Origin of the sequence: Streptococcus sp. HMSC073A12, assembly GCF_001812815.1 — a bacterium.
GTDB lineage: Bacteria > Bacillota > Bacilli > Lactobacillales > Streptococcaceae > Streptococcus > Streptococcus vaginalis.
This window is the reverse complement of the sequence record NZ_KV810554.1, coordinates 1-11,545: the sequence shown is the minus strand read 5'-3', so window position 1 is coordinate 11,545 and position 11,545 is coordinate 1. Positions and strand designations below refer to the sequence as shown.

General features: G+C 37.0%; 10 protein-coding genes and 4 pseudogenes. 1 reads left to right on the top strand and 13 read right to left on the bottom strand.

Going from position 1 to position 11,545, the window contains the following annotated elements; genetic code table 11:
- Positions 1-167 precede the first annotated feature (167 nt).
- From HMPREF2876_RS07695 to HMPREF2876_RS07645, 11 genes and pseudogenes are all read right to left on the bottom strand, one after another.
- Positions 168-1,214 carry an ArsR/SmtB family transcription factor gene (locus tag HMPREF2876_RS07695; RefSeq protein ID WP_024052744.1) on the bottom strand — a complete coding sequence of 349 codons (1,047 nt, stop codon included), beginning with the start codon at positions 1,212-1,214 and terminating at the stop codon, positions 168-170.
- Positions 1,215-1,287: 73 nt separating this feature from the next.
- Positions 1,288-2,547, bottom strand: coding sequence for an MFS transporter (locus HMPREF2876_RS07690; protein ID WP_024052745.1), 1,260 nt, complete (start codon positions 2,545-2,547; stop codon positions 1,288-1,290).
- 193 nt (positions 2,548-2,740) lie between these two features.
- Entirely contained in the window at positions 2,741-3,055 is a 315-nt protein-coding gene (gene trxA / locus HMPREF2876_RS07685; RefSeq protein ID WP_003039843.1) for a thioredoxin, read from the bottom strand.
- Positions 3,056-3,070: 15 nt separating this feature from the next.
- The gene (locus HMPREF2876_RS07680; protein ID WP_003026254.1) at positions 3,071-3,292 is read right to left on the bottom strand and encodes a DUF4649 family protein; all 222 of its coding nucleotides are present in this window, start codon (positions 3,290-3,292) and stop codon (positions 3,071-3,073) included.
- 160 nt (positions 3,293-3,452) lie between these two features.
- Complete coding sequence (rpsO, locus tag HMPREF2876_RS07675; protein ID WP_003026255.1) at positions 3,453-3,722, bottom strand: 30S ribosomal protein S15; 270 nt, start codon at positions 3,720-3,722, stop codon at positions 3,453-3,455.
- Positions 3,723-3,856: 134 nt separating this feature from the next.
- A pseudogene (locus HMPREF2876_RS07670) lies at positions 3,857-4,585 on the bottom strand (pseudouridine synthase).
- Positions 4,572-5,744 (bottom strand): MFS transporter, encoded by a 1,173-nt coding sequence (locus HMPREF2876_RS07665; RefSeq protein WP_024052798.1) that lies wholly within the window; start codon positions 5,742-5,744, stop codon positions 4,572-4,574. The pseudogene HMPREF2876_RS07670 and the gene HMPREF2876_RS07665 overlap by 14 nt, the downstream one beginning before the upstream one ends.
- Before the next feature lie 121 nt (positions 5,745-5,865).
- Positions 5,866-7,238, bottom strand: a pseudogene (locus HMPREF2876_RS07660) (DUF4832 domain-containing protein).
- Positions 7,239-7,243: 5 nt separating this feature from the next.
- Positions 7,244-7,904: pseudogene (locus HMPREF2876_RS11075) on the bottom strand (DUF4956 domain-containing protein).
- A gap of 14 nt (positions 7,905-7,918) precedes the next feature.
- A complete protein-coding gene (locus tag HMPREF2876_RS07650; protein ID WP_070584653.1) occupies positions 7,919-8,653 on the bottom strand; it encodes a polyphosphate polymerase domain-containing protein in 735 nt (244 codons plus the stop codon).
- Positions 8,640-9,702: pseudogene (locus HMPREF2876_RS07645) on the bottom strand (CotH kinase family protein). Before HMPREF2876_RS07645 ends, HMPREF2876_RS07650 begins: the two are co-directional and overlap by 14 nt.
- 231 nt (positions 9,703-9,933) lie before the next feature.
- On the opposite strand from HMPREF2876_RS07645, the gene def reads away from it, so the two are divergent.
- Positions 9,934-10,548, top strand: a complete 615-nt coding sequence (gene def / locus HMPREF2876_RS07640) for a peptide deformylase (protein WP_024052804.1) — start codon at positions 9,934-9,936, stop codon at positions 10,546-10,548.
- A 503-nt stretch (positions 10,549-11,051) separates the two neighbouring features.
- On the opposite strand, the gene HMPREF2876_RS07635 is transcribed toward def, so the two are convergent.
- Together HMPREF2876_RS07635 and HMPREF2876_RS07630 are read right to left on the bottom strand one after the other, a co-directional pair.
- Positions 11,052-11,282: a GlsB/YeaQ/YmgE family stress response membrane protein gene (locus HMPREF2876_RS07635; protein ID WP_003026266.1), complete on the bottom strand. Its 231-nt coding sequence runs from the start codon at positions 11,280-11,282 to the stop codon at positions 11,052-11,054.
- 31 nt (positions 11,283-11,313) lie between these two features.
- Entirely contained in the window at positions 11,314-11,496 is a 183-nt protein-coding gene (locus tag HMPREF2876_RS07630) for a hypothetical protein (protein ID WP_024052805.1), read from the bottom strand.
- Positions 11,497-11,545 lie beyond the last annotated feature (49 nt).

Genomic DNA, 11,545 nt, shown 5'->3' with positions numbered 1-11,545 from the left:
CGTCCCACCCCCGCACAGTTGAGTAGGGCTGTAAAGGTTTATTTATCAACCGAATAGAACCTACTCAACCACTGCGACTTGCAAGAAACTCATAAAAATCTGACGAGGTTAAGGACTTTTGCCCCAGCCTCTTTTTTCGTCTGTAACTAATCTAAAGATCTTTCTGTTCACTTTTCTTCCAAGCCAAAGTCACTCGTCAGCTTGGCAATGATTTCTCTAAGTAAACTTTTATTTACATCATATTTCACATCTTTATGGTCACGGTTAAAAAGCAGGAGTTTTGCATTGATGAGCTTTTGAGTATGAAAAGAAACTGCTGCTCCAGTAATATCTAACTCTTCAGCAATCCGTTTGCTCTTTGCATACGGTTTAGCTAATTCTACCATAACATTATAGCGTGTGCTATCACTAAGTACCTTGAGAACTGCGGCAAACGTATCCATATCCAGTTCTGTTCCACTTTTAAGTAATTGATCAATGCGGCAAGAAACGATAAAATAATGGCTCTCACTCGGTTCTGTTTCACTAAAATAAGATGCAAACTGCACCACCCATGGACTGACAACATAAAGCCTAATAAATTGATTTTCTTTAAAATTCCAATCAAAATGAGATAGGCTAGCAGACTCTGCAATGGTATTCTCCAATGAAAAGGATGACGCATAAGCTCTACGTTCAGCAGCACTTTTTTCCAAGTAAGGCTGGTAAAGCGGAATAAGTTCCCGAGACAATTCTATTAACTCTTTCATAGCTTCAAGTGGCTTCCGATAAAATTGACTGAAATACCACTTAGTTTCTGATTTAATAGATGATGCTTCTAAATAATCCCAAAAATCTCCACTTTTAGCCATGTGCTCAGGACCTGTGTTTAAGAGACCTTTTAGCTGTTCTCTTATCGCTTCGGCATCTAGCTGCAAACAGTAGGCATGTACCGCTTCAACCGATTTGGGCGTCAGCCCCTTATCTACCATCTCCAAATAGCAACTTTGCAGCAAGGTGATTCCATAACCAGTCAAATAATAGGTTTCCATTTTTTCCTTATAAGGTTGAAACAAAAGGCGAAGCTCTTCCATTATAGGAAAAACATCTTTAAAAAGCTCACGCTCTTTGCCACTAAAACTTTCGATAGTCTCTCTTCTATCCTGTATCAGAGTAGATAGAGAAAACTGCTCCATTAAATCACTTGCTTGTTCTGAATACTGTACTTCCACCATTATCTTTACTCCTTCTTTAGTGTTATCTTATCAAATTCACCCTAACAAGTAAACTGTTTGGAAAGCTATTGCATCACTTGTTTAGCATTTTTTTGGGCACTTTCAGTGTATAAAAGAATAAAATCGATGATAATATTAAAAATAAGAAAGCAATTTGGGCTGATGACAAGAACGTCACTAAAACTGCTACCAGCATTTGACAAAGAACTAAACCTAATGTGGAAAAACTACTAATCCCCGCACTGATTGTCGCCAAATGCTTCTCAGGAAGCGATGAAATGACAAAAGCATTCATCTTCGGCTGAAAAATGCCTACGATAACCATTGTCAAAAAATTCACCAAGAAAATAATATAAATACTGTGGAGTAAAAAACCAATAAAGAGAGCAGGAGGCATGAATACGGAAATCTTCAGCAAAAATTCCATACTTACTTTTTTTAATAAGGTCGTTACCAAAACACTCCCCAAAATATTTCCTATCAAAGTTACAACTGTAACGGTTGCTATAGTTGTGGCTGGATTGAGAAATGCAAAACTGGGATTTTCTTTCATATTTAGGAGGAGCAGTGCATTCTCTGCTGCAAATACAGCATTTAAACCAGCAATGGTAAAAATAGAAGTCTTTAAGACGGAGATATTCTGAACAGTTTGATAAGATTGCTGCAAACTATTCCATGTATTTTTAATAAAATGCCTCTCTCCCTCACGATTATCAACAGAAGAATGAATTCGATTATCTTTGAGCAGATTATTTAAACTGGGACGAAGTATCAACATTATCAAAGCACTAACTACAAAAGTTCCAGCATTAAAAAATGCAAGGTATTGGTAACTCATCAGCCCGACTAAAATTGCTCCGCTGGACTGAAAGAGAATCTTTAGGATAGAGCTTGCTCCTTGACGAAAGGCATACATGGCTTCACGATCTTCCAATGGAATAATACGAAGGCTGAGTGGTATATGCAAAGCATCTTCATATTGACCAGCTAGGTCAGATAAAAGATTGACCAATACAGCTAAAATCACTCCCCATAAAGCTGGCTGAAAGCCCATAGCCAGACCAATGAGCAGATACAGCCCTGTCCGAAACAGAAGCGTCGCCAAAATCGTATCTACTTTCTTCTTAGTACGATCGCCCCACATGCCCATGAAAATCATCGTTAGAAAAGGCAAACTTTCAGATAAAGTCACTAAAGAGATTGCAAATTTTGCTTCTGGCAATAGCAGAACATAATTCATTAAAGCCAAATAATAGAGTATATCTCCAAAATTAGACAACATATCCGAGACGAAAGTTCCCATAAACAGTTTATTTTGCAATATTCGTTTCATTTTATATCCGCTTTCTCTTCGTTAAGCAATCACTTAATTTTTTATTAAATGTAATTATACACTTAATTTTAAATAAGTCAATGCTTTATTTTGAGTTTTATTAGAATCCTCAAGAATCTCTTTTAGGTATCCTAGTGACTAAAAGTTTTCAGGCACCTAAAAATCCACTTAAAAACTAAGCGGATTTTATGCTTTATCCTAATTCTGCCACAATTTGCTTGATTTGTGCTGCTGTATGTACCCCGGCGACTTGTTTCACAACTTGACCGTTCTTTTTAAATAAGAGAGTCGGAATACTCATAATACCAAATTGTCGTGCGGTATTTGGATTTTCATCAACGTCTATCTTCACGATTTTCAATTCATCTTCTGGAATTTCTACGGAAAGTTTTTCTAGAATAGGAGCTTGCATACGACAAGGTCCACACCAAGTAGCCCAAAAGTCAATAAGAACAAGACCGTCCTTTGTTTCTGCTTCAAACGTTGCATCAGTAATAGCTTTTGTCATCATTTTACCTCACTTTTATTTGTATTGATTTAAATCTTGCTTCATTAGATAAAAGAAAACATCACCGTAAGTCCCTTGGTAATCCAATTCGTGTCCATTAACAAGCAGCTTTTGAACCGGATAATAATCTGCTACATTGATCAAGCAGGCCTGTTGAGATTGCTCAAATTCTTGATAGCTTTCAAACGTTATAACCCTCTCTTGCTTACTAGCATCCAAATAAGTGATTTCAATCATGGTCATTCTCCTTTTTATTATTCAATTACATTTGTAATTATTTTTATAAATACATTGTATCAATAGTTATTACAACAGTCAAAGGATATGCTTACTCTGACACATTTCTATTTCTAATGGTAAAAAAAGCTCTCATTTTCATGAGAGACTTTTAATTGAATTAACGACGAAGTCCGAGTGAGTTGATCAATTCACGGTAACGGTTAACGTCGTTCTTACGCAAGTAGGCAAGAAGGTTACGACGGCGACCGATTTTTTTCATCAATCCACGGTAAGTAGCGTGGTCTTTTTTGTGTACCTTGATGTGTTCGTTGAGGTGGTTAATTTCCCAAGTAAGAACAGCTACTTGTACTTCAACTGAACCTGTGTCACCTTCGTGACGTGCATATTGTGCAATGATTTCATTTTTTTTCTCTTTTGAGATTGCCATGATAGACTCCTTTTCTTTACGCTTCATCCGAGTGTTAGGCTTGGCCCACCTAATACCAAGAAAAAGTTATTTGTCTTTAACGACATCCTTATTCTACCAAGAAGAAAAGGTTTTGTCAAATGGGACATTCCGGCTTAGACTTCTACACCAAAAATAGTGAGTTTTTCTAATTCTTCTTTTGTCAAACGACGGAACGTTCCTATTTCCAACTTTCTATCCAGAGTTAATGGTCCCATAGAAAGGCGTTCCAAGTCAGTTACTTTTTTGCCACATGCTTGAACCATTCGCTTCACTTGGTGAAATTTTCCTTCAGAAATTATAATCTCCACCAGAGAAGTTTGCTATTCTTCATTCACTTCTAATATGGTCAATTTTGCAGGCTGACAGGTAAAGTCCTTGAGTTCTATTCCTGCTTCAAAATGTTCCACATCTTTTTCAGTTATAATCCCATCTACCTTTGCACGATAAACTTTTGCTGCATGCTTTTTAGGAGACAGCATAGCGTGTGCCAAAGCTCCATTATTGGTTAATAACAAAAGACCATGAGTGTCAATGTCGAGCCATCCGACTGGAAAGACTGCTTTCTGGCGTGCATTTTCATCCAGCAAATCCAAAACTGTTCGATGCTTATCATCTTCGGTAGCAGAAATGACACCTTTGGGTTTATTCAAAAGATAATAGACAAATCTTTTATAGATCAGAACTTGGTTATTAACCGAAATTTCATCCTGATTTTCATCTATTTGAATTTTCGCAGATGTTTCTATTTTTCCATTCACCAAAACTTGCTTCTTTTTCAATAGGCGTTTGACTTCTGTTCGTGAGCCAAAGCCCATTTCTACTAAAAACTTATCTAATCGCATCCTTTCCCTCATTTTGTTGATAAGTGACAAAAGAAGCTAAAATGGATACTGCTATCATGAGAACCCCTAGTACACTAAAAATAAAGGTTGGAACAGAAGAAATGATTCCAATCAAGGATAGGACGAATGTTGATACTGAAGCACCACTACTGCAACCCAAGACAACAATCGCTGTTGCACGATTGACTAAATGGGCAGGAATTTTCTCTGATACAATATGAAATACAGCTGTTAGAGATACGCTATAAGCAAAACCAGCCAACAGAGCACTTAAACTTAAGAACCAAATGTGGCTCGAAAAACCAATCATCACTTGACTGAGACCAAAAATAATTCCCATTACTGTCAATAAGCGATTTTTCAGTAAACTCACTAGACTAGCAAAGCTAACACCAGCTAGAATCCCGATAAGCTGCATACAGCTGAGAATCAAGCTCGCTGTTTCAGCACTTCCCATTTTATTCTGTAAGACAAGACTTGGAATACGTAAATTGATAGCGACATTGGTACACACAATCATTCCAGCTATAAAAGCCAACAATATGCTTAAACGCACTTGTTTTGTGGTCATTTTCTGAGCAGACTTGAGATACTTATGTTTATCGACTTTGCTTTTTTCATAAGGAACAAACAAAAGATACAATGCTAAAACAATAAAGCCAACTGTATAAACCAGAAAAGTAGTTGTCCAACCAAAACGCAAGAGTTGCCCGACCGCTAAAGTCAGCAAAGCCATCCCAACAACTTCTGCTGACCCACGGTAGCCCAACATCTGCACACGCTCTCTCCCTTGGAATCGCTCACTAATAATCGCAATTGCTCGAGGGTTCATCATACCTAGCCCTAAACCAAAAATAAATCGCGAAGCAAAAACGAGACCATAAGCTTGATTGAAAAATGGGATGAGGCCACAAATAGAAAACAACAATAGTCCTAGTATAATCATTTGCCGCTCAGATAAAAAACGCTCCAAAATACTATTAAAAAGTAATAAAGACATAATCCCAATAGACGGCAAGGAGACTAATAACTCTACCTGACTAGAGGAATAATTCTTATAAAACTGAGACATTGCCGGTAAAGCGCTGGAAATTGAAAATGCCGTTGTCAACACAAATGATAAAGCCAGAATACTAGCTTTCTCCATGAATCTTTTCATCTTATCTTCTTTCTAAAATCACACTATCCCTATCATACAGTTTTTTATGAAAAGACGCAATCTAATTCTGACATAAAAAACCAACGCCGTAAATAAGAATACAACGTTGGTTTGCTTAGTCTCAATCTTCATACAAAGTCATCAATTTTTCTCTTTCCTGTCCTTTATTGGCAAATCGAACAGCTGGTTTCTTAGTGAGAGGAGAAACTATTCCCAAAGCGATTTTGTATCCATTTCCTTCACCAGTCACGTTAACAGTTGAAAGGGAAATTTGCACCTTTTGTTCTTTATCAGGTAAGATTTTTGTTAAAGCAATCGGTACGGTTTTACTTTCAATAATAGCACCCATTCTGTTGAGCACATAAATTTTCACTTTCCAATTGCGATAAAAGGGGGCAACTCCTTTATTTGCTAATGTCATCGTCAACTGAGTAGATGTCTTACCAGATGTCAAAGTCATCTGAGGAACCCATAAACGATAGCCCATGTTTTTCAAGATTTCATTATAGCCACTATTATCATTGTCTATCCTTTCAGCAATTTTAGGACCCAAAAAAGTAGTATGAGATTCCTGAAGTTCTTTGATGATCTGTTTCAGCTTTTTCCCCATGAGAGTTTTCATAGTAGCTGAACTGGTTAATTCACCACCTATAGGAGCAGTTTGCCAGGCATTTGGCATAGGGACTAAACCATTTTTGCATTTTCCTGATCATAATCTCCACCAGATTTAATCCAATTTAACCAAACTTTTTTACTTTCTTCGTCCCCAACCACATCATTATAAAGACCAAACCCATATTTTTTAGCTACTGTAAACGGACGCCGCATCAAAATATTCGCTTCTGGGAAAGCATCTATCCAAGGGGTAATATATTTTTCACGAATAGCCGCTTCTGGCAACTTCCGAATATTGGCTTCGTCATTCACATGCCACTCTCCCCAATGACCTAGTCCCCCTAGCTCAATAAAAGAAATTTGTCCTGAATCAGCCCATCTCTGCCCCATCGCCTCAACTGCTTTTTGATAATATTGAAGAAGTTTTTTATCCTCATAATTAGGAGAAAAATCTTTTCCATAGGAAGAAGTATAGCGGTCTCCCGGATCAGACATTTTTTTGATTAACCAAGAAGGAATATCCTTATGAGTGGCTTTCCGAGGATAGTCCAAAACAAAGCGAAAAACAACATGCTTTCCTTCTTTTAACCAGCGTTTAAGCTGATTTTTTGCTTCTAAGGCTTCCCAAGCATATACCCCTTTTTTAGGCTCCAATTCTTTCCAAGTTACATCCATATAAACCAACTGAACATCCTTAGTTACTTCTGATTCCTTAGCTGAAGGAGCATAGCCCATCAGAGGATTGGCTAGTGCTTTATCAGAGTAAGTAAAATTCTGCTCCACTCGTTTTCTACCTTTTTTAAAAGAAGGAGAAAAAAGCACTACACAAATAAATAGGAGGGCTAAAACACCTAAACAAATTGGTATTATTCTGTTCATTCTCATCATCCGTGATATTCACCATTGTATTGAATCAGAGTCACATCCGAAACTTGCTCAATATTCCGGATTTGCTCTACAAAAACAAAATTCTCTTTTTGACAAAAGACCTCTACTGCCATTTCGACAGTATCTCCTCGCATCGTTTTTGACTTAACAAAATATTTCATTTTTCCAAAAGCCTGAATAATTTTATCGCCCGTTTCATCACCTTTATAATGGATAACAGCAATATAGACTTTTCCTTGCCCCTGCATTTTGCTAAAAATGATTAACATTCCAAAAATGACAGTTGCCGTTACAATTGCCAAAATGTACATGCCCGCTCCAACAGTGATTCCTGTTGTAATAGCCCAGAACAGATAAAGCAAGTCCATCGGATCCTTAACCGCTGTACGATAACGAACGATAGACAGCGCCCCTACCATACCAAATGTTGGAGCTAATAGCTAGTGTTACCATCGCTGTTAAAATAGACATTCCAACTAAGGTCATGGCAAAACTTCTAGAATAGACAACGCCGGTAAAAAATCGTTGATAAACAAAGTAAATGAAAGCTCCTAGTGCAATGGCTAATAGTAAGGTCGCAACAATTTTCCTAATATTTTGGGTTGTGAAATTTTCTGATTGTAAGACAGATTTTTTAATGATATCTTGAACACTCATCTTTTTCTCCTCTACTAGTGGTCTGTATCATACCAGTATCCGAAATCATGTAAGTAGGCTGTTTTTTCATAACACAATACATATTTGGATACGGCAAGAAACTCGGAAGCTTGTGGCGGAATGATAGTTTTTATAATTTGCGGTAGTAATTCTGTATATTTGACTTCAAAAACCAATTTACCTGGCTGCAATATCGGCAGCGTCGGCAACGATGGATCAAATATATCATAGCTACCAATAGCAGCTCGAACATTTGAATCAAACGTCAATCGAACTGTTCCTGTGTCATAAACCCAAGGTTCTCGTTCATAGTCTACTATAACACGAGGTCGCATCATATTTGCCACACATTCAACATAAAATTCTCTACACAACAAATAGGGGCTATGGAGAAGAAAATTATAGTTACCATCAAGAATTTTTTCTACCTCTTCTCGTGTTAAAGGAGCTGCTTCTTTATAAATATACTGTCCAAATTTCTTTTTGCGCTCCAATTTGATACTTCGGTCACTAAAATTATAGATCCGAATACGGTATTTTTTACGCATCAAAATTCCCGCTTCTTTTCCCTCATAAGCACTATTCCAGTAATCATCAAAGTACAGACTACGAATAGTATACCCACCATTTTGAGCATGTCTATCCAAAGATAGGATGGAGCCAAAGCGTTGCGTCAATAGTTCTTTTTCTTTCAGATCAATCAGGTATTTCCTTTCATGACGAAACTGTTCTTCTTTATTTATTTTCATAAACATCAACCTTTATCTTACCATCTTCCATCACATAAAAACTTAAAACGCCAAAAAGACTGGTAGTATCCACACGATATTGTTCAAAAGAAGCCTGAGATTTACCATCAGAATTTGTAGCAATCACGCGCATAAAATATTGACCTTTTGGAAGATGTTTTGTAGTGACAATTGTCTCTGTTAGACCTTTCTTGTCAAGGATCTTATCTTTAAAGTTAGGCTCCTTAGCTAATTCTACATGATAAGTGATTTCTTTATTGTTAAAATCGTATGATGACATCCACTTAAGAACCAGTTCCCCATTCTCAACTTTTGGCTGGTCAATATAAAATGGTTGAGGAGACTGCAAACTATTTTTATAATCTTGATAATTTTTTTCAACTTCCTTTGGTAATTCATTTAAAATCTTGTCATATTGCTCCTCTTTTATAGGCATACGCTCCACATCTGGCATACGACTTAAATATGGTTTGACAATATTCGCATATTGCTTGCTCAAGTCACCGATACTGTTAGGACTAAGTTGATTTCTATATAATTTATCAACCACTTTATCCAAACCCGTTCTAAATCTTTCAGATTTTAGCAATCGTTGAAAAAGGAGATTCCCCCAATAATTACTCACACCATAACGCCAAGAATTTTGTCCCAGCGCACCCGACCTACGAAGTTCTCTCTCGCCTTTCCGTAAAGAATCGTCCAAATCCCAAGGTAAAATATACCAACGAGTTCCATTTTGTGGGCTATAAAGGAACATATTCCGATTTTGATTGTCAATGTTTCCCATTAAAATCTGAAAAGCTAACCAATATTGGATGTTTTCGGCATCAAAATATTTTTCTAACATTTTATCGCCTGTCGTTGACTTATCATTCAATTTATCCAACATATCAATGGCCTCTTTTGTTTTCGGAAAAACTGTCAATTTTAATTTTTTTTGAACTTTTTAAATCTGTTTCTCCCAAAAGATAAACCGTATCCTTTGGAAAAGCTTCTTGTATAAACTTTTTGGTTACATATCCCGTATTTCCAAATAGTAGAATTTTCAATTTTTTGTCCCTCCTAAAAAGTAATTTATTTTGTTACTAATAATAGTTTAGTATCCAACTAAATATCAAGCAAAATAGACTAATTTTTTACTAATTTATTTCGTGTTTTCTCCACATATTCATTACACGCTATTCCGATTTCTTTCTTTCTCCTTTATTTTGTGTTATATTTATCATATACAAAGAATTTAATTTGGAATAGAAATCCATTTTTAGAACGAAGGAGAAAACATGTCTGTTATTGAAAAATTAACAAAACCAGCTCACTTGATTGATATGAATGACATCATTCGTGAAGGGAATCCAACGCTTCGGGCAGTCGCCAAGGATGTCACCTTTCCACTTACAGAGCAAGAAGTTATCTTGGGTGAAAAAATGCTCCAATTTTTGAGAAATTCACAAGACCCTGCAACTGCTGAAAAAATGGGGCTTCGTGGCGGCGTTGGTCTAGCTGCACCTCAGCTAGATCTGTCAAAGCGTATTATTGCTGTATTGGTGCCAAACCTGCCAGACAAAGAGGGCAATCCACCAAAGGAAGCCTATGCTTTGCAAACGGTTATGTACAACGCTAAAGTCGTGGCACATTCTGTTCAAGATGCCGCACTCGCTGAAGGGGAGGGCTGCTTGTCAGTTGACCGTGAAGTTCCTGGTTATGTCGTGCGCCATGCGCGTGTCACCGTTGAATATTTTGATAAAGAGGGTGAAAAGCACCGTATCAAACTAAAAGGATACAATGCCATTGTCGTGCAACACGAAATCGACCATACAAATGGCATTATGTTCTATGACCGCATCAATGAAAAAGATCCTTTCGCAATCAAAAAAGGCATGTTAGTGATTGAATAATAAATAAAAAGGAATCTCTGTTCTAAAACAGCATTCCTAATTAAAATTTCTTTATAAAAGCACTATAACTCAATAATACAAATTAAAAGAACAACTTTGGCATTCTGATAAACAGAAAATTAAGGTTGTTCTTTTTTTGTAGTTATCGTGTGAATCTGTCTCAGACGCACTCCTTTATGATGACAAGCAATTTTAACGCAACTGCTATCGCACAAAAACAAAGCACCATTTTGAGGTGGTAGATAGAACTTGTGAAGCAAGTCTCATCTTCATTCGCCTTTGAAACTCCAAAGAGCAATTTTGATGAAACCTTCGTTTTCTGCATTCACTATCTAAACAGTCTGAAAAACAGTTAAGTCGCCTTGTGGGGCGAGACTATACAGAACATTTTGTACCGAAGCCTTGAAATAAGAAAGCTGAGATTAACATTTTCAAATGTTAATTCCTTTGTGGGCGACTGCACTAGCAATCGTAGGTATCGGTCTCACTCCTATTTTTAGAAGTCAGCTTCCTCTTTCCCAGAAAATAGCTAAAAGAATAATCGCTCCCAACACTGAAGGGATGATTGCTGTATCTGACAGATGAGGTCCCCAGCTACCAAAGAGCATTTGCCCAAGCCAGGCTCCAAACCAACCTAGTAAGATTTTGCCGATACAGCCCATTCGTTCTCCACGATTGGTGATTGCTGCTGCAATTAGACCAATAATGAAGCCGACAAACATACTTCCAATCATTTAGTTATCCTTCCTGATTATTTCATTATTCTCACTTTTGCACTATTTTATGCAAACAGCAGCCTTTCTTGTTTTTGGAAGAATAGGCACGACTTGCTAATACAGCCAAACTGACCAACGCCACCGAAGCAAGTACTACTTTTCCAGAAAATTCTAGTGAATAATGAAAATCTCTTAGGGCTTTTTTATCTTCAGCTGAAATCATTAACTTCATAACGTATCCTTTCTATTTGATAAATTGTAAAATATAGTGCAACAAAAAA

Excerpts from the sequence above, each read along its gene's own strand:
- HMPREF2876_RS07695 (WP_024052744.1), bottom strand. The coding sequence starts at position 1,214 with ATGGTGGAAGTACAGTATTCAGAACAAGCAAGTGATTTAATGGAGCAG.
- HMPREF2876_RS07690 (WP_024052745.1), bottom strand. The coding sequence starts at position 2,547 with ATGAAACGAATATTGCAAAATAAACTGTTTATGGGAACTTTCGTCTCG.
- trxA (WP_003039843.1), bottom strand. The coding sequence starts at position 3,055 with ATGACAAAAGCTATTACTGATGCAACGTTTGAAGCAGAAACAAAGGAC.
- HMPREF2876_RS07680 (WP_003026254.1), bottom strand. The coding sequence starts at position 3,292 with ATGATTGAAATCACTTATTTGGATGCTAGTAAGCAAGAGAGGGTTATA.
- rpsO (WP_003026255.1), bottom strand. The coding sequence starts at position 3,722 with ATGGCAATCTCAAAAGAGAAAAAAAATGAAATCATTGCACAATATGCA.
- HMPREF2876_RS07665 (WP_024052798.1), bottom strand. The coding sequence starts at position 5,744 with ATGAAAAGATTCATGGAGAAAGCTAGTATTCTGGCTTTATCATTTGTG.
- HMPREF2876_RS07650 (WP_070584653.1), bottom strand. The coding sequence starts at position 8,653 with ATGAAAATAAATAAAGAAGAACAGTTTCGTCATGAAAGGAAATACCTG.
- def (WP_024052804.1), top strand. The coding sequence starts at position 9,934 with ATGTCTGTTATTGAAAAATTAACAAAACCAGCTCACTTGATTGATATG.
- HMPREF2876_RS07635 (WP_003026266.1), bottom strand. The coding sequence starts at position 11,282 with ATGATTGGAAGTATGTTTGTCGGCTTCATTATTGGTCTAATTGCAGCA.
- HMPREF2876_RS07630 (WP_024052805.1), bottom strand. The coding sequence starts at position 11,496 with ATGAAGTTAATGATTTCAGCTGAAGATAAAAAAGCCCTAAGAGATTTT.